The organism is Chryseobacterium sp. AC417, from assembly GCF_979258215.1.
The window spans coordinates 1036561-1055276 of record NZ_OZ409845.1 but is presented as its reverse complement, the minus strand read 5'-3'; the positions used below and the strand labels follow the sequence as shown (position 1 = coordinate 1055276).

The following is an 18716-nucleotide window of genomic DNA, read 5'->3' as shown; positions in this document are numbered from 1 at the left end:
CAAATTTATACAACTTAATAAAATCGCTCAATTCTAAAAATTTTTTTTGAAACAAAAGCGATTCAAATATAATCCTTAAAATAATAGTATTCTCACATGAAAGTAGCTGTAGTAGGGTCAACCGGAATGGTTGGACAGGTTATGCTTAAAGTTTTGGAGGAAAGAAATTTCCCGATAACAGAATTAATTCCAGTAGCATCAGAAAGATCTATCGGAAAAAAGGTTAAGTATAAACAGGCAGAATATACCATCGTAAGTATGGAAGATGCCATCGCTGCCAAACCCCAAATCGCTATTTTCTCTGCAGGCGGAGATACGTCATTAGAATTTGCTCCAAAATTTGCCGAGGCAGGTACCACTGTTATTGACAATTCTTCAGCATGGAGAATGGATCCTGATAAAAAATTAGTGGTTCCCGAAATCAATGCAGATGTTTTGACAAAGGAAGATAAGATCATTGCCAACCCTAACTGTTCAACAATTCAGTTGGTGATGGTTTTAGGTCCTCTGAATAAAAAATATGATTTAAAAAGAGTAATCGTTTCCACCTATCAGTCTGTAACAGGGACAGGAAAAGCTGCCGTTGATCAGCTGAATGCTGAAATATCCGGTGATGATTCTGTTGCTAAAGTTTACCCTTATCAGATCTTCAAAAATGCTTTGCCACACTGCGACGTTTTTTCTGATGACGATTATACGAAAGAAGAAATAAAATTAATGAAGGAACCTAAAAAGATTTTGGGTGACGATACCTTCAATTTAACAGCAACTGCCGTAAGAGTTCCGGTACAGGGCGGTCATTCTGAAAGCGTGAACATCGAATTTGAAAACGAATTTGAGCTGGACGAAGTAAGAAAAATTTTATCCGAAACTCCCGGAGTGATCGTGATGGATAACGTTAAAAACAACGAATATCCAATGCCTTTATATTCTGAAGGGAAAGATGAAGTTTTCGTAGGGAGAATCAGACGAGATCTCTCACAGCCTAAAACACTCAACCTCTGGATTGTGGCAGACAATCTGCGAAAAGGTGCTGCCACCAATGCAGTACAGATTGCAGAATACTTGGTAGCAAATAACTTAGTATAAACTAACAAAAATAAAAAGAGTCTCCGAAAGAGATTCTTTTTTTTATCAAACTATGAAAAGCAGTAAAAACGCAGAAAATATTAACTTCCAAAAAATCATAGCGCTTATTGGCGTAACGCTATTTGTGGCAAAAATCATTGCCTGGAAACTCACAGATTCAGATTCTGTGTTTTCTGACGCCATGGAAAGCATCGTGAATATTATTAGTGCATTCATGGGCTTATATTCACTATATTTAGCAGCAAAACCGAAAGACGAAGATCATCCGTATGGTCACGGCAAAGTAGAGTTTGTAACATCAGGAATAGAGGGAGCATTGATCATTATTGCGGGGATCATGATCATCTATGAAGGAGCAAACAGCTTATTGACCGGAAAAGTGATCTCTCAGATCAATTGGGGAATCTTGATTATTGCCACAACAGCTGTCATTAATTATATTTTAGGATACATCTCTATTCAGAAGGGTAAGAAGGTTAATTCTGTCGTACTTATAGCTTCCGGAAAGCATTTGCAATCAGATACGTTGACAACTTTTGGAGTCGTACTGAGTTTAATTATCGTCTATTTTACAGGAATTTATTGGATAGATTCTGTTGTAGCTCTTCTTTTTGGAGGGTACATTATTTTTGTAGGGTATAAAATCGTACGAAAAGCATTAAGCGGAATCATGGACGAACAAGATCCTGAACTCTTAAACAACATCATCCGACTTCTTGAAGACAACCGTAAAACAGAATGGATAGACATTCACAATATGAAAATTCAGCAGTTTGGCTCGTCATTGCACATTGATGCACACATCACCCTTCCCTACTACTACAGCCTAAGAGAAGCTCATAATGAGATGGAAAACGTCATCCTTCTTCTGGCAAAAAACACATCCAGAACCGTCGAATTCAATTTCCATATGGATGACTGTAAACCTATTTCCTGTCCGGTCTGTCAGATTATGGATTGCCCTGTAAGAAAACAGCCGTTTATAAAAAGAGTGGAATGGACTGCCGAAAACGTAACAAGAGTAGAAAAACACACCATCGACGAGTCTTTGAATCAAAGTGACCATGTCAATTGATATTTTTATTGAGTGTAGAAAAGACAATTTCAACTAAAAGATTCAATTACTTTTATCTAAAACCTGTTTTCTATAATAAAACAAGGGTACGATCAAAAGTAAAATCAACGGCTGAATGACAAATCTCCGCATGTAAAAGGAAAAAAGATAGCCCATTTCAAACCTGTCATGAATACAATACAGATAAATTGGGAATGTAATCAGAAAAATAATGCCAATCAGCATTGCACCTTGTATCGTCCATTCTTTATTTCTAAACAAAAAATGAATGATTACACACGAGAAAAAAAGATTCAAAATAAATCTGAAAATATGACTTACAACCAGTTTCCCCCATTCGAAATTTGGAAAAGCAATATTTTTATTCGCTTCGTGAAAATAATTCAGAAATGGATCATAGAAAATCTGATCTTCAAGCATTCTGACCCCGAAAAGCCCGCAAACACCGGCTGTGACTAAAAACCAACTAAGAATTTTCATTTTTTAAAGCAAAAAATTTAATCCAGATCATCCAAAGAATCACCACACTTCCGTAGATAATCGCCGGAAAAAGATAATCGTGAGCCAACTTATTGTATTGAGAATAATCTCGGGTCACAATATTGAGCCCTACAATTCTTAAAACATTCATGATATAAAGGGCTAAAAGACTGACACCAACAAAAATGAAAGTTTTAGTTCCTTTGTAAAAAGCAAAAATGAAAGACACAAAAAGTATAATTACAGAAACTGCATTGCAACCCTCCACCATTCTGGTCACGTATTTTTCTTTTACGTAAAAATAGACCTGTTCATTAGGAACATCATCGTATAATAACGTAGGAAAATGGAGTTTGTTCTGAATGAACATCACATGATCGGCAATCACCCTCGAATAAGGATCAAGACCTTGTGTCTTAAAGCTGTTGAGATAAAACTGATAGGCAAAAAGCAACACCACATAAATGATGATAAATCTCAGCAAAATACCCAAAACCGGCTTAAAGTCCTTTAGCATACTGCAAAGATAAAAATTCGGACGTAAATTAGTATATTTGTTACCATATTATGACTTCCGAAAACGCAAAAATATTTTTCGAAAACCATTTTGGCGAAAAATCAACCCAATTTGTCACTTTAGCTCAAAGCGGTTCTGCAAGAGTCAATTTTCTGGCTCAAAATCAAACCGGAAAATACATCATCACCTTCAACGAAAATGTTCCGGAAAACGAAAGTTTTCTCTATTTTTCACAGGTTTTTTCAGATTTAAATCTTAATACACCAAAAATCTTTACGATTTCTGATGACAGAAAAATGTATATCCAGGAATTTTTGGGCGAAAATACATTTTCGGAAATTATTACTAAAGAAAATTTATCTGTAAACGTTCAATCTTTGGTGAAACAGACTTTAGAAAAACTTTTTCAGTTACAAATTCAGACGCAGAATCAAATTGATTATACCCAAACTTTTGAATATGAAAGTTACGACGAGCTTCCTGTTATGCACGATTTGTATTACTTTAAAAATTTTGTTGCTGATGTTCTGGAACTCGAATATCATAAATCTTCGCTCTTAAAAGAATTTAAAAAACTCGTTGACCTCATCGGAAATTTAGAACCAAAAGGATTAATGATTCGTGATTTTCAGGCTAGAAATATTATGGTAAATGAAAACAATGCTGTCTCGTTTATTGATTATCAGTCGGCGATGAAAGGTCCTCTGATGTATGATGTTATCTCATTTTTATTTCAGGCTAAAGCTAATTTTCCGAAAGACTTTAACAATGAAATGCTTGATTTTTATATTCAACAGTTTGAAAATGAAGAGATTCGATTTCAACTAAAAAACTCGGTAAAACCCGTTAAGCTGATGCGTTTTCTACAGGTTCTTGGCGCATATGGCTTCCGTGGATTGATTCAAAGAAAAAAACATTTTGTTGCAAGCATTGATAAAGGGATCGAAAATATAACAGCATTTTCTAGTAACTGGGAAGAAATGAAAAATTATCCGGAGCTAAAAAAAGTGATTGAGCAACTAAGCTCTGAGAAAACGAAATTGAAAATCAAAGAATTATTGAAACATTAAGATTAAACGCAATCTTTGTCATTCCGCAGATTAAAAAAATAGTAATTAGATAATAAAAAAATATGCTACACATAGACATCCACAGTTTTTCGTATAAAAAAGGAGGAATCCCCAAAGACCATTCAGGAAACGGAGGCGGTTTTACATTTGACTGTCGCGGAATTTTAAACCCCGGAAGAGTAGAAGAATATAAAATCCAGACCGGAAATGACATCGGGGTTCAGGAATATCTTGAAACAAAAACGGATATGCCTCAATTTTTAGAATTGGTAAAAAGCATGGTTTCCATCAATATCGATAATTATCTTGGAAGAGGTTTTGAAAATCTGCAAATTAACTTTGGCTGCACCGGCGGACAGCACAGATCGGTTTATTCAGCCATAAAAATAGCCCATTTTATCGAGGAAAAATACGGAAATCAGGTAGAAATAAGTCTTCATCACGACGAACAGCACCAACTTAATAATAGGTAATCAATACTGTGCAATAAGTAATATTAGCTTTGCTTTTTCACTATCTTAAAATCACTGATTACCAATTACACATTACCCATATTATGAAGGCATTAATTTTTGCAGCAGGAAAAGGAACCAGACTAAAACCCTTTACAGATCATCATCCGAAAGCTTTGGCTACAGTGAACGGCATTCCGCTTTTGGAAAGAAATATTACCTATCTGAAAAGTTTCGGAATTACCGATTTTGTGATCAACGTACACCATTTTGGCAACCAAATCATCGATTTTTTAAAGATTAATAATAATTTCAACTGCAAAATTGAGATTTCAAACGAGTCTGCTGAACTTCTGGAAACCGGTGGCGGATTGGTTTTTGCTAAACAATTTCTAAATCACGGAGAAGACTTTATCATCCTGAATGCAGATATTTTAACCAACATCAATATCACAGATTTTGTAAAATACCACAAAAGTCTGAAAGATTTTGCTACTTTAGCAGTATCAGACAGAGAAAGTTCAAGAAAGCTACTCTTCAACGATAGCATGGTGTTGAGAGGCTGGCTGAATGTACAAACCGGAGAGCAGCGGCTTGCAGAGTTTAATAAAGGTTTTAAGCCTTATGCATTCAGTGGTGTGCATTGTATTAATCCTACCATTTTTGATAAAATAAAACGAACCGGAAAATTTTCTATCATGGAGGAATATCTGGATATTATGCACACAGAAAAAATTCATGGCTTTATACACAACAGCATTCTGATCGACGTGGGAAGACCGGAATCTGTAATTGAAGCCGAAAAATATTTTAAATAATACAATGGAAATAGAAGGAAGCAGGGATGAAAGTTTACAAAATCCTGAATTAGATATCAACGAATCAATATTACATAACAGTTTCAGACAAAAAACCTGGGACGAAATCGTAACGAAAGACAGCTGGATGGTTTTCAAAATCATGGCAGAATTTGTGGACGGTTATGAGAGAATGGCGAAAATTGGACCCTGCGTTTCAATATTCGGGTCTGCAAGACTGAAGCCTGAAACTAAATATTACCAAATGGCGGTAGAAATTGCTGAGAAAATCACCAAAATAGGCTTCGGAATCATCACCGGCGGGGGCCCCGGAATTATGGAAGCAGGTAACAAAGGCGCTTTCACGGCTGAAGGAAAATCGATAGGTTTAAATATTGATCTTCCGTTTGAACAGCATTTCAATCCTTACATCAATAAAATGTACTCTCTCAATTTCGATTACTTTTTCGTGAGAAAAGTGATGTTTGTAAAGTATTCACAAGGTTTTGTTGTGATGCCGGGAGGTTTTGGAACTTTGGATGAATTAACTGAAGCGATTACCCTTATTCAAACCAATAAGATAGGGAGATTTCCTATTGTGTTGGTAGGTTCAGAATTTTGGGGAGGTCTTTTGGGATGGTTTAAAGAAACTTTACTGAAAGAAGGAATGATTTCTGAAAATGATCTTGACCTTTATCGTGTGGTAGATACTGCTGACGAAGCTGTAGCGCATATTAAGTCTTTTTATGACAAGTACTCCGTAAATGTTAACTTTTAGTTGGCATTATATTTGAGCAGAATATATTTACTAAGATGATTAACAATCAAGAAATTAAGATGAAAAAACTACTATACATATCAGGTATTTTAACATTATTTGTGTTCATGAGTTTTATGACTTTGGACTTCTTTTCTACAATGACGAAAGTAGATTATGTGGACGGAAGTAAGACCTTGAAATTCACCACAAAAATGAATACCAGTCATATTTCGGATGCTATCAAAATCAACCGCAGTACAGCAGGTTTTGAAGCAGAAGTAAAAAAATATGTAAACAACAATTTTGATGTTTATGTAAATGGTTCTCCTAAAACCCTTACTTTCACAGGAAGTCAGGTAAGCGGAGAGACGGTTTGGGTGTATTTTGAGACAAGCGAGGTTAATGATATCAGTACTTTGAAGATCAAGAACAGTCTTCTTTTAAGTGCTTTTCCGAAACAAATCAACCTTGTAAATATTGCGTACAAAGGAACTCAGAAAACAATGAATTTCCAACGCGGAAAAGAGATGAACGAAGTTTCTTTTTAATAAGAATTTACAGCTTAAATTATATAGCCACTGCTTTTGCGGTGGTTTTTTTTATGTTATCAATCGCAGTGTGAATAAATAAAAAGGCTGTCTATTGAAAGACAGCCTTATAACTATTTAAAATTTAAATATTATTGAGCCTGAATATTATCTAATTGTATTGTAGTTGTGATACCACCTGTAGTTCCTGTATATTCAAAAAGAATATATCCGTTACCTGTTAAAGTAGATGGTAGTGTATATGTACCCGCTGAGGTTAATGTACCATAACCGGTAAGAGGTGTTTGAGGAATAGTAAATTGTGAAGTTATATCTGTTTTTGTAACTGCAGAGATATCTCCAAGTGCTGTATAGTTTGTTGTTGTATAAACTTTCAATGCATTACCATTCCAGAAGCCAACATTTACATCAAATTTAAATGTATTTGCAGCTGTAAAGTCAATAGGTACAGCAAAATAAGTTACATAATTTCCAGAACCAGCATTTGCTGAAAGCTGAATGTATTTATTATTGCTGAAAGTTTTCAATTGCCAGTAACGATTTCCAAATAAAGGATCGTTTACATATTTTGGATAAACCTCTAAGTTTGATGGCGTCAAAGAATAACTTTCGAAGTTTTCAAGAAAGCTTCCTGAGAATGCAATAGCAGTTCCGCCTTTTGGTGGAGCAGCATCTAATCTTGCCCCTTCGAAATTAAGATCATTGGTTTTTCTGATCAGCATTTGCCAGCTACTATTGTAACGACTTACTACGAAGGTAGCATTCCCATTTCCTTTTGGTAAAAGTTTTGAACCTTCTGAAAAGAAACCAGAATTTCTTACTGTTACGGTATTTCCAGTTGCATCTTCTAAAGTTCTGTCTGTATCTACTCCGGCTCCAACAAGATAGTCGATGAATGTTTTGTTCACTGGCAAAATGTCACCAGTTGCAAACTGTACATTAGGAACTGTAACAAGCATATTAATATACTTCGCATCTTTTGCTTCATTTAAATTAGCAAGTTGGACAGGCTTTAAAGAAGCCACCTCAAGACCATTACCGTTACAGACTCCGGAAACATATCTGCTCACTAACACTCCCGGGATTCTTCCGATATCAAAAGAAGGATCTACTGAACCAATCTTCACAACACCTCTATCTGTTCCTAATCTTAAACCTTTAGCATTGATTCTGATATGTGCTCCCACAGGAAAATCTGCATAATTACTTGATTTATCTACTTCAATCTGTAAAGCTGCAGTAGGATTTTCAGGCTTATCCTGAAAAGAGATTGTTTTGTAGAAGTTTCCGTTTTCGTCAGAAGAGGTAACATAGCCATCAAAAATTTCATCTTTATCTCCCGGAAGTTGTACATATCCTGTAGCCGGAGCTTTAGCCTTAAAAGCTGCTAATGTTATGGTAGGTTCTGCAAATTTATTATTACAGTTGATAGGTGGTGTTTCCCACTCATCTTTCTGCACACAAGAAGTAATAGAAAGCACAGCAAATGCAGCTCCTGTTACGATACTTAAGTATTTGTTTTTATTCATCTTAATTATTTTTAATTATAAGTTTTTAAAATCTGAATTGTAAGTTAACGAAGTATGATCTTCCCTGAGTATACCAATATTTTGGAGCAAATAATGTAAATTCTCTGTCACTGTCTTGTCTGAAATCCGGAAATTTTGCATTTCTGGTCTGCTCAAAACCCCCTGTAATATATCTTGTATTATCAAATACATTATTTACAGAAGCAGAGATTAACACATAGTATTTACCAATGACCCAAGATTTTCCTGCATTTACATTAAAGAAAAACGCTGACGGTAATTTATTAGGCTCTAAGACTCTTCTTAATTCCGATTCTGTAAGATCAGCAAAAGGAGTTCCTGAGTTGTTGTTCTGAATAAAAGATTCTGTTCTTACTAATGCAGACGGATCAAGATAATTATCATCAAGATAATTCCAGTTAGCTCCCAACCACCAGTATTTCGGTGAGTTGTATCTTGCCCCTACTGAATATGCTTGCTGAGGCGTACCTCCCTGTCGATAATTTTTAATAAAAGCTTTTCCTAAATTCACATAAGAAAGACCATTAGAAAATGTTCCCGTTGCATCTGACGCAAAATAAGTGACAGGATCATTTTGATACGTAAACTGCCCGATACTCGCCAATCCCTGTAAGGACAAAGTAGGAATAACTTTCACGTCAACACCCAACTCTGCACCTAGATTTCTTCTTTTGACATCGGTCATCACCTGAGTTACAAATGCACTCTGAACCAGCGTTTGATTCCCCTCAGAATCTGAATTATTCAATTGGATTCCGTCTGCAAAAAATCTTTGCACGGTTGTTTCATTACTTGAATTAATTAAATAACCTGTCAATCTTAACTTTAAGAAGGGCGAGGAAATTACATAGCTAAGATCATTAGCACTAATTACCATATTCTGCACATTTGGAGCAACAGAACCATTGACTCTTGGATTGATAAATAAATCTTCTAAATAAGGAGACTGTGAAAAGTAAGCGCCGTTATAAACCAGGAAATTTCTTCCGTCTAATTTATAAACTGCCTGACCTTTAAGACCGTAATTCCAGAAGTTGTAGTTTTTACCTTTTCCAAACGAATCTTTGTATAAATAATGATTAAATAAACCTTCTCTGCTTGACGATGAATAACCTGCCATTGCAGAAACGAAAACATCAAACTTTCCTGTAGAAAATTTAATACCAGGATTTACTTTAACTTCCTGTCTTCTGAAAATGTAATCGTAAGTCATTCTATCACCTACTTTTTTCGTTACATTTTCTTCACCTTCATTGAACAAGCCGGATTTGCCGGGCTGATTGGTAGCTGCAAATGGATCACGGTTTAATACAAAATCGGCTCCTAAAAGATCATTCACTTCTCTGTATTGCTCAGAACGGTAATTCTGGTAAGATAAGTTTAATAAAAATTTAGTAGTATCATTAAAATTGTGAGTAAAATGCGTTGCAGCATTGAAGATTTTATCATCACTTACATCATTCACAAGATAATACAAAGCTCTTTTACCTGTTTGCCCATAATAGCTTCCTGCAGGTTGCTGCATATTTCTTCGGTATAGATTATCCCAATTGAGCTGCGTAACATTAGGATCTGCTTTATTCCATGCCGCTAAAGAAGTCTGATAAGCATCCTGAGCGGTTGTTGTTACACCATTTGGTCCTAAGACTGAAGCATTTGGATCTAAAGAATCATAAAAGCTAGGTAAGTTTCTATAATAGGTAGGTGAAGGGTTTTGTACATTCTGCCAGTCTAAACGAGAACCCTTATCTTTTCCGAACTGATAAGAAACAGAGGTCCAAAGATTAGATTTTGGAGTGATTTTCCAGAAATCCTGAAGCTGGAAAATTGGCTGGAAGCCTTTTCTTACTCTTTCACTTCTTTGCTTACCATCCTGATATCCCCAGTAAGAGTTATAATGTACACCTCTGTAATCATATACTTCCTGTGTACTTGGGCTTGAGGTGGATCTCCTGTATGGTGCAGCAATAAAGTTGAAGGTCATGCTGTGTTTATCTGTAAACTTTTTTTCGATCCCCAAATAAGCACCGTAAGCATCATAGAAAGTTCCTTCCTGAATACCTTCTTCTGCCCATCTTCTCGCACCCATTACAGTAAATGCCCATCCTTTGCTGTTCATTCCGGAGCTGTATCTTAACGATGTTCTGTTTCTGTAATTCCTGTTGGTAAGAGACTGCGTAAACTGAAATCCTTTTCTGTATTCGCTCGCTTTGGTATTCTTATAGATCACAGAACTGTTACCTCCAAAAGCATATTCTGATGGCGCATGATTTTGAGAAATCTCCGGGTATCTTGTGATCTCGTTAAGACCTCCCCAGTTTCCAAAATCCACGTTTCCGTTATCAGATTTTATCATAGAGACTCCATTTAGCATCGTTTCTCCCATTCTTCCATCGATCCCTCTTGGTCGATACCAATAGAAACCTAAATCAAACGCTGCAATTCTACTGAAAACATCCATTGAAGACTGTAACAGACCAACCGTAGAAGCCTGGCTACTATTGTCTTCATCATCATCGCTTTCAATAATCGCTAAGCCCTGATCTGCGCTTGTGAGACTAGAATTCAGAGTAAATACTCCCAAATCCTTCCTTTTCTCATCACTGGTTACATCAAACTCTACTACTTTTGTTTCGTAATTGGGTTTTGTAATGATCAATTGGTAATGTCCCGGCATTACATCTACAAGCTGGAAGTAACCAATCTTGTCTGCCGTCACATCATTTTCTGCCCCTTTCACATCTACTTCAGCCTGCTCCACAGGCTTTCCCTGCGCATCCTTTAAATATGCAAAAACCGTAGTCTGTGCAAAATAAAAAGAAGCAGGAAGTAAAGTAAATAAGGAGACTAATGATAGTTTTTTAATCATGCGTGTATATACTTTTTTAATAGTTTTAATAGTTCGTATTCAATAAGTTAAAAACTTTGGGGGCACAAATTTAATAAAAAATTATATTTAATAATTTTTTTAACATTATCATTTCTTAACATTGTTAAATTTCTATAATGTTTCATAAAAGGTATGAATATCCAGGTGATAAATTTACATTTAATTAAAATGGCATGAATTAAAATTAAGTAAATTTGCAGATTAATAATATGTAATATTCTACGATGAAAAAAATTTTAAATCTGGTTGTAGTCATTTTTTCAGTAATGACTTTTGCACAGCAGGGAAAAGTAAAAAGAGTGGCTGCGGTTGGTTTTTTAAATGTTGAAAACCTTTGGGATACTATTCGTTCTGCTGATTACATAGACGGAACTAAGGACAAAACCAATCCTGCATTCCACAGAAGCATCCCTTTAGATTCTATTAAATTTCTGAAGCAGAAAAGTACGATGGACAATGGAGTGATGGCTTACTGGTGGGTAAAAAAGCAGTAAGATACCAAAGCGGATCAGATGAATTTACACCTGCGAGCGGAAAAAATTACAACACCAAGATCTACGGCAAGAAACTGGAAAACGCAGCTAAAGTAATTGCTGAATTAGGATCACAATACACAAAAACCGCACCTGCTGTAGTAGGACTCATTGAGGTAGAAAACAGACAGGTTATTCAGGATTTGGTTAAGCAACCTGCATTATCAAAATATGATTATGGTATTATACATTATAATTCTTACGATTACAGAGGAATTGATGTTGCTCTGATTTACCAAAAGAGAAGATTTACCGTAACCCATTCTCTTAAAAAAGAACTGAAAGTTTATGGTCCTGACGGAAAAAGAGAATATACAAGAGATATTCTTGTAGTATCTGGAATTTTAGATAACGAAAAAGTAGCTTTCTTTATGAATCACTGGCCTTCAAGAAGAGGCGGTGAGGCTGTTTCTTTACCTAAAAGAAATGCTGCCGCAGCATTATTAAAACAACAAATGGACAGCATACGAACAGAAGATCCGGCGACAAAACTTTTTGCAATGGGAGATTTTAACGATGATCCTGTAAGTGCAAGTTTAAAAAATCATTTAAAAGCTGCAGCCACCGAAAAAGATTTGAGTGATGAAAAACCGTATCTTAATTTAATGTATCCATTATACAAGAAAGGTATTGCTTCTTTAGCTTACCAGGACGCACCCAATTTATTTGATCAGATTATTGTATCAAAAAATTTAGTTTTAGATAAAAATCCAAAAGAATATTCGGTTTACAAAGCTGAAGTCTACGCTCCTGCATATCTCATCAACAAAGAAGGGAATTATAAAGGTTATCCTTTCCGATCTTGGAACGGCGACCAATTTACAGGAGGTTACAGTGATCACTTTCCTGCATTTGTCGTCTTACAGAAAGAACCATAAATCATCTTAAGCACTCTTCATCGGGTGCTTTTTTTATGTAATCTATCATTATAAGAAATATAATATGATGATTGTTTTTGTCTAATTCCATTAAATTTTGTTGCTCTGCTTATTAAATTTTATCGGTTTTGTTTTTATTAATTGAGATAATAAATTAAATTGAATTAGATTGGTAAAGCTGAAGCAAGTATTTTTATGAATAAAATACTTTAAAACATTAATTATTAAAAATAAATTAACGTAAAATGAATATAGTAATATATATTTCTAAATTTAACAAAAGTTAACTTATAATTCTCAAAATATAGTTTGGTAAGTTATTATTATTCCATACATTCGTAAAATAACCACACAAAACTATTAACCTTGAAAAATTCCATAGCAAAAACACCAGTGCTCTCAGTAATACATCTGCAGCAAAACTTCAGTATACTTTCGCAGATACACTCTAATTAATCTTTTTAGTAGACGTCTCCATCTAAACATATTTTGTATTGGATATTATTCTTTATGTAAACGCATTATTTATTTCACTACTGTATGAGTATGATATTTAAATGCTGATTACATACTAATTATTGGGTGTAGATCTTCCTGAAAATCAATTAGATGATATAATTTCATCAACAAATAAATCATAAAATTAACATTAAATCATCATCATGAAAAAACAATTTTTAGCATTAGCAATATTTGCGTCAGTTACATTATCTGCACAGCTTTATTCTCCGAATGGTGCTCTGGTTACCTCAAATCCCACTACCGGCAACGTTGGAATTGGCGTTTCGGATCCTTCATCGAAATTACAGGTAGGAGGAGACATAAGTGCGACAGGAGGTCCAATTTTAAATATAGGTTTTAATACAACAGACAAAACAAACGGAATTGCAAATTATGGGATGTCATTGTTAGGAATATATCCCATTGGAGGGGGGCTTTTCGGACCAGGAGTTGGACTGTCTGGCTTTTATGGCGTAAGTTTTTTTACCGGATATAACGAGAGAATGAGAATAGATGGATTAGGAAATGTGGGTATTGGAACTTTATCTCCTCAGTACAAATTAGATGTAAATGGTAAATCTTCTTTTTCTGATAATGTAAAAGTAGACGCAAAATTTGAAGCAAAAGAAATAAAAGTAACCCTTACCCCAACAGCCGATTTTGTGTTTGAAAAAAAATACAATCTTCCAAAATTAGAAGATGTCGAAAAACACATTAAGGAAAAAAAGCATTTACCGGAAATAGCTTCTGCTAAACAAATGGAAAAGGAAGGTGTAAATGTGGGTGAGTTTCAGATTAAATTGCTGCAGAAAATTGAAGAATTGACGCTTTATACTATTGAGCAGAATAAGATTACGAAAGAACAAAATAGGCTTATTAAAGAACAGCAGAAAAGAATCGAAAAACTTGAAAATTTTAATAACAATAATAAATAACTTATGAAAACAAAAATATGTTTACTTTTTCTTTTCATCAGTTTTTGTGGAAATTTCACATTTGCACAACATGAAAATGACAACTGGAGGTTTGGAAATAACAATTGGCAATTTGATAGCAGCACACCAAACGGTTTTACACATGCTACAAATATAAATCCATATATAAGATATGCGAGTTCTGTGATTAGTGATAAAAATACAGGCCAATTACTTTTTTATAGTGATGGTTATAAAATTTATAATAGGAATAATCTGGTTATGATAAATGGGGATGATCTTTTTGGAATTAATAACAATTCTTTTAACACTTTCGGCAATCCTTCTGATCAATCTTCAATAATAGTTCCATTACCCGGCTCTAATTCTATATTTTATGTCTTTTATATTAATGGCAATAAGAAGATTGATGATCAGGGCATTAATTCTGACCTGACATCATACAATTATGGATTGAGATACGCTATTGTTGATATGACTTTAGCGGGAGGTTTGGGTGCAGTCACGTCAAAAAATATATTATTTAGCAATTCGCCTACTAATGCATTGACATCTACAATTGGGAGCGATGGAAATTCTTACTGGATTATAACAGCAAATAACGGAAACTTTCTCTCTTACAGACTGACACCAATTGGCTTAAACGTTACTCCTGTTATAAGCCCAGCAACAAATTATGGCAATTTCTTTAAAATATCCCCGGATAGCAAAAAATTAGTGACACGAATAAATAATAACCCTAACAAAGGTATTTATTTATATGATTTTAATAATACTAGTGGGGCAATTACGAATCAACAAAATATTCTTGTTAATAGTTTTGGTATCACACAATCACAATATGTAGACCATTCAGACTTCAATAATAGCATTGAGTTTTCAGCTAATAGTGAAATCATTTATTTTACCAGTTGGGATGGATGTTTATGCGTCAATCCGGCAGCAACCTCCGCTTTCCACAAATACAGAATTGCTGATGGTATTTTTGGAACGAGTCCGAGTACCACATATGGAAGAAGTTTTTCACTACAAAGAGCAGAAAACGGAAAAATCTATGCGATTGGAGCCTATATAGGATATCCAACAACCGGAACTAGAGCAGTGAATTTTGGATGGGATAGTACTCCCGGATCGACAATTCTTAATAATTCTTACGAATGGAAGGTTATAAACAGTCCAAATAATTTCATAAATTCTTTTGTTGAAGAAATATATCCTCAACTTACTCAAACAAAAAATGGCTATTCATTTCCTCAATTAGTTCCACATTTAAATAATGTAAACACCTGTCCTGATATTCGTACTATTACACAACAGATAACAGCTTCTCAAAATTTTCAAGCAGGTCAATCTATTATTGCATCTTCAGCAATAAATGATGATTTAATTGTAAACTATAAGGCGGGTCAAAATGTAACTCTACTTATGGGTTTTCATGTAAAAGCTACTCGAGGCAGCTTATTCCGTGCCTACATTGGTCCATGTGACGGAATAATCGAAAATTTCGCTAAGAATAATGAATCTTTAATGGACATTGAAGGTAAAAACCTTTCAAAATCATTATCAGTTTCAGAAGTTAAGATATTCCCTAATCCTGCATCTACATACATCAATATAGATTCAGGAAACGAAAAGGTTGTTGCCTGGAAACTATATGACCTATCGGGGAAGAATATTCTAAAAGGAAATTCTAAACAAATAAATGTACAGAGTTTGCCAAGAACAACGTATTTATTAAAAATAAACACTGAAAGCAAACAAGTCACCAAAAAAGTAATCTTAAATTGACTCTATTCTACAACTAAACATCTAAAATTATTATGAAAAAACAATTTTTATCATTAGCAATTTTTGCTTCAGCATTTTTATCAGCTCAAATTTATACTCCAACAGGAAGTATTAGTGGTACAACATCAAATCCGGCAACCGGGAATATTGCGATTGGTCATAACAATCCTTTGCGAAAACTACATATTTCAAATGGAGATATGTATCTTGATGGACCAGCAGTTATAAATTTTGGAGATGATGCAAGATTTGCTGTCACCAATACAACTATACCATCATTATCTATACCTACTTACTCAATGGCACAATATGGAATTGCTGCACCTACAACATCATATTCTGCAGAACTTTGGGCTTCTGGTAATGATGGGATTCGATTTTTCACACGTTCCTTACCTAGAATGACCATACTTAATAATGGAAATGTAGGAATTGGCTCATTAAATCCAGACTCAAAACTAACTGTAAAGGGGTTAATACATGCTGAAGAAATAAAGGTAGACTTAAATGTTCCTGCGGATTACGTATTTGAAAAGTATTATACCGGTAACTCTGCTTTGAATCCCCAATACAAAATGCTTACTCTTGAAGATGTTGAAAAATTTACTAGAGAAAATAATCATCTACCAAGCATTCCTTCATCTAAGGAAATTAAAGAAAACGGGCTAAAAGTGGGTGAAATGACTAACTTATTATTACAAAAAATTGAGGAATTGACGCTTTACACAATTGAACAGAATAAAAGAATCAAAGAACTAGAATCTAAAATTAATAAAAACTAAAAACTATGAAAAAAATCCTATTAACAGCAATTTTATTATCATCTATAACTTTTCAGGCACAACAAACTCTTGATGATAATACTTTTTTTACAAATTTAATTGGAAGACAAGCCAGAGATTATCCATCAGAACATCAAAACTACCGTATATCAAACACACTCACACCTGCTGGATATGTTTTGGACACAAATTGGTGGGGTGGTATAAACTTTACAACTCAAGGCTCAGTAAAACTAAAATCATTATGGGGAACATTATATGTTGCAAACACTGGTGCCACCGGAATTAATACAGAAGACCCACAACATACCTTAGATGTTCGCGGAGATTTCAAAGTAAGAAGCAATAATAATTACTTTTTTTATAACGGAGCTGGTGATTTAGAATTGAAATATGAGCAAAATGGACAAGGTGGAAGAGCAATTGTACATGACACCAACAACGTATTAGCATTAAATTATAATAATGATTTTTCTGGTGGAACAAGAGTAGGAAATACCTTTTTAGTAAAAGGGGATAACGCCGCCCTACAAGGAAAATTAGAAGCTAAAGAAATAAAAGTTACTCTCACCCCAACTGCCGATTTTGTATTTGAAGAAAAATACAATCTCCCAAAATTAGAAGATGTTGAAAAACATATCAAAGAGAAAAAACATTTACCAGAAATTGCTTCTGCAAAAGAAATGGAAAAAGAAGGGGTAAATGTGGGTGAGTTCCAAATTAAGTTGTTACAAAAAATCGAAGAATTGACGCTTTATACGATTGAGCAAAATAAGCAACTGAAAATTCAAAAGGAGGAAATAGAATTGCTTAAAAAAAAGATGAATTCTAATAATAACAAAACAGATAATCGATGAAAACGAAAAGTATTTTTCTAGCATTTGTGTTAAACTTAGTTTTTATCACAACTTTTGCACAGGGAGAGAACGATAATTGGTATTTTGGAAATCAAGCTGCTGTAAATTTTTCCAATCCAACTACGCCTATATCTGTGAGCAATAGCCAAATGAATACGTCTGAAGCCTCTGGAACAGCAAGCGACACAAATGGAAATTTGCTTTTTTACTGTAACTCGCAAACAATTTGGAATCGACAGCATCAACCAATGCTAAACGGAACTGGACTTTCAGGAGGAGCTTCGTCGCAACAGTTGGCAATTGTAAAAAATCCAGCCAATAGCAATCAATTTTATGTTTTTGTCACTCCAGAGGACGAGAATTTTAATAATCCTAATAATCCTCTTCCTCAATGGATTTCATATTCAATCGTAGATATGTCACTTGGTCCCGTTGTTGGCGGGTTACCATTGGGTGCAGTTTTACAAAACTTTAAAAATGTTCCAATTTTAGATAATCTTGGGAATAACTTTCGCTCAGAAGCAGTTACAATTGTTGCTGGATCTAATGCCAATACCTACTGGGTTCTCATTCCTAGTGGAAATAACCTATTTAGCTATCGAATTGACAATACGGGATTTTCTGGCGTACCTGTTACTAGCAATCTAAATTTTCCGGGAAATTTAGGTGCTCGAGCAGGCTATAGCATAAAAGCTTCTCCAAAATTGAATAATCAAAATTTCTCCCATTATATTTGTGTATCACTTTGGCAAGATAGCGTAAATCCTAACAGCACTTTGAATCTTGTTAACAGAGTTGTTTCGTTCAATTCTAGCACAGGATTAGTGACCAATAATTATTCTTTAAATGTAAATTCAACTCGAAGTTATCTGCCAGAATTTAATACACATGGTTCAGTTTTGTTCTTAGCAAACACATCAATATTTGCGGTGGATTTACTAAACTCTTCAACAGGCAATGTGAATTCTTTACAAATTTTTAATGGCCCAACAACACCTTTATCAGCTACTTACACAAATCTTCAACGAAATAAATATGGGAATATTTATATAAATAGATTTGGTAGTAGCTTTTTAGGAATTATAAATAATCCGGAGATATATGGTTCGAATATGAGCGTAACAATGAATTCTGTAAATCTGGGTAACGGAATTTGTAGATATGGCCTTCCCAACTTATTACTGAAAATAGGTCTACTTACTATCCTTGTATAG

16 protein-coding genes and 1 pseudogene are annotated in these 18716 nt (G+C 34.5%); 13 read left to right on the top strand and 4 right to left on the bottom strand.

Annotated features, from left to right (window positions below):
• Window positions 1-96: 96 nt before the first annotated feature.
• Together ACZZ9T_RS05145 and ACZZ9T_RS05140 are read left to right on the top strand one after the other, a co-directional pair.
• A complete protein-coding gene (locus ACZZ9T_RS05145; RefSeq protein WP_463430293.1) occupies window positions 97-1089 on the top strand; it encodes an aspartate-semialdehyde dehydrogenase in 993 nt (330 codons plus the stop codon).
• Between the two features lie 52 nt (window positions 1090-1141).
• Window positions 1142-2164: a cation diffusion facilitator family transporter gene (locus ACZZ9T_RS05140; protein ID WP_463441200.1), complete on the top strand. Its 1023-nt coding sequence runs from the start codon at window positions 1142-1144 to the stop codon at window positions 2162-2164.
• Between the two features lie 42 nt (window positions 2165-2206).
• On the opposite strand, the gene ACZZ9T_RS05135 is transcribed toward ACZZ9T_RS05140, so the two are convergent.
• Window positions 2207-2644: an exosortase F system-associated membrane protein gene (locus ACZZ9T_RS05135; RefSeq protein WP_463441199.1), complete on the bottom strand. Its 438-nt coding sequence runs from the start codon at window positions 2642-2644 to the stop codon at window positions 2207-2209.
• Window positions 2631-3161 (bottom strand): exosortase family protein XrtF, encoded by a 531-nt coding sequence (xrtF, locus tag ACZZ9T_RS05130; RefSeq protein ID WP_463441198.1) that lies wholly within the window; start codon window positions 3159-3161, stop codon window positions 2631-2633. The genes ACZZ9T_RS05135 and xrtF overlap by 14 nt, the downstream gene beginning before the upstream one ends.
• 50 nt (window positions 3162-3211) lie before the next feature.
• On the opposite strand from xrtF, the gene ACZZ9T_RS05125 reads away from it, so the two are divergent.
• The 5 genes from ACZZ9T_RS05125 to ACZZ9T_RS05105 all read left to right on the top strand — a co-directional run bounded on the left by ACZZ9T_RS05125 (window position 3212) and on the right by ACZZ9T_RS05105 (window position 6788).
• Window positions 3212-4231 carry an aminoglycoside phosphotransferase family protein gene (locus ACZZ9T_RS05125; protein WP_463441197.1) on the top strand — a complete coding sequence of 340 codons (1020 nt, stop codon included), beginning with the start codon at window positions 3212-3214 and terminating at the stop codon, window positions 4229-4231.
• 62 nt (window positions 4232-4293) lie between these two features.
• Window positions 4294-4704 carry a RapZ C-terminal domain-containing protein gene (locus tag ACZZ9T_RS05120; protein WP_463430289.1) on the top strand — a complete coding sequence of 137 codons (411 nt, stop codon included), beginning with the start codon at window positions 4294-4296 and terminating at the stop codon, window positions 4702-4704.
• Window positions 4705-4787: 83 nt separating this feature from the next.
• Window positions 4788-5501, top strand: coding sequence for a nucleotidyltransferase family protein (locus ACZZ9T_RS05115; protein ID WP_463441196.1), 714 nt, complete (start codon window positions 4788-4790; stop codon window positions 5499-5501).
• A 4-nt stretch (window positions 5502-5505) separates the two neighbouring features.
• A complete protein-coding gene (locus ACZZ9T_RS05110; protein ID WP_463441195.1) occupies window positions 5506-6258 on the top strand; it encodes an LOG family protein in 753 nt (250 codons plus the stop codon).
• A 59-nt stretch (window positions 6259-6317) separates the two neighbouring features.
• Window positions 6318-6788 carry a DUF6702 family protein gene (locus tag ACZZ9T_RS05105; RefSeq protein ID WP_463441194.1) on the top strand — a complete coding sequence of 157 codons (471 nt, stop codon included), beginning with the start codon at window positions 6318-6320 and terminating at the stop codon, window positions 6786-6788.
• A gap of 131 nt (window positions 6789-6919) precedes the next feature.
• On the opposite strand, the gene ACZZ9T_RS05100 is transcribed toward ACZZ9T_RS05105, so the two are convergent.
• Entirely contained in the window at window positions 6920-8317 is a 1398-nt protein-coding gene (locus ACZZ9T_RS05100) for a M949_1556 family lipoprotein (RefSeq protein WP_463441193.1), read from the bottom strand.
• 25 nt (window positions 8318-8342) lie between these two features.
• Complete coding sequence (locus ACZZ9T_RS05095) at window positions 8343-11207, bottom strand: carboxypeptidase regulatory-like domain-containing protein (protein WP_463441192.1); 2865 nt, start codon at window positions 11205-11207, stop codon at window positions 8343-8345.
• Between the two features lie 245 nt (window positions 11208-11452).
• Here ACZZ9T_RS05095 and ACZZ9T_RS05090 point away from each other — a divergent pair.
• The 6 genes and pseudogenes from ACZZ9T_RS05090 to ACZZ9T_RS05065 all read left to right on the top strand — a co-directional run bounded on the left by ACZZ9T_RS05090 (window position 11453) and on the right by ACZZ9T_RS05065 (window position 18716).
• Window positions 11453-12639 (top strand): annotated as a pseudogene (locus tag ACZZ9T_RS05090) (endonuclease/exonuclease/phosphatase family protein).
• A 662-nt stretch (window positions 12640-13301) separates the two neighbouring features.
• The gene (locus ACZZ9T_RS05085; RefSeq protein ID WP_463441191.1) at window positions 13302-14075 is read left to right on the top strand and encodes a hypothetical protein; all 774 of its coding nucleotides are present in this window, start codon (window positions 13302-13304) and stop codon (window positions 14073-14075) included.
• 3 nt (window positions 14076-14078) lie between these two features.
• Complete coding sequence (locus ACZZ9T_RS05080; protein WP_463441190.1) at window positions 14079-15863, top strand: T9SS type A sorting domain-containing protein; 1785 nt, start codon at window positions 14079-14081, stop codon at window positions 15861-15863.
• A gap of 32 nt (window positions 15864-15895) precedes the next feature.
• Entirely contained in the window at window positions 15896-16645 is a 750-nt protein-coding gene (locus tag ACZZ9T_RS05075) for a hypothetical protein (RefSeq protein ID WP_463441189.1), read from the top strand.
• Window positions 16646-16650: 5 nt separating this feature from the next.
• Entirely contained in the window at window positions 16651-17502 is an 852-nt protein-coding gene (locus ACZZ9T_RS05070) for a hypothetical protein (protein ID WP_463441188.1), read from the top strand.
• Window positions 17499-18716 carry a hypothetical protein gene (locus ACZZ9T_RS05065; protein WP_463441187.1) on the top strand — a complete coding sequence of 406 codons (1218 nt, stop codon included), beginning with the start codon at window positions 17499-17501 and terminating at the stop codon, window positions 18714-18716. The genes ACZZ9T_RS05070 and ACZZ9T_RS05065 overlap by 4 nt, the downstream gene beginning before the upstream one ends.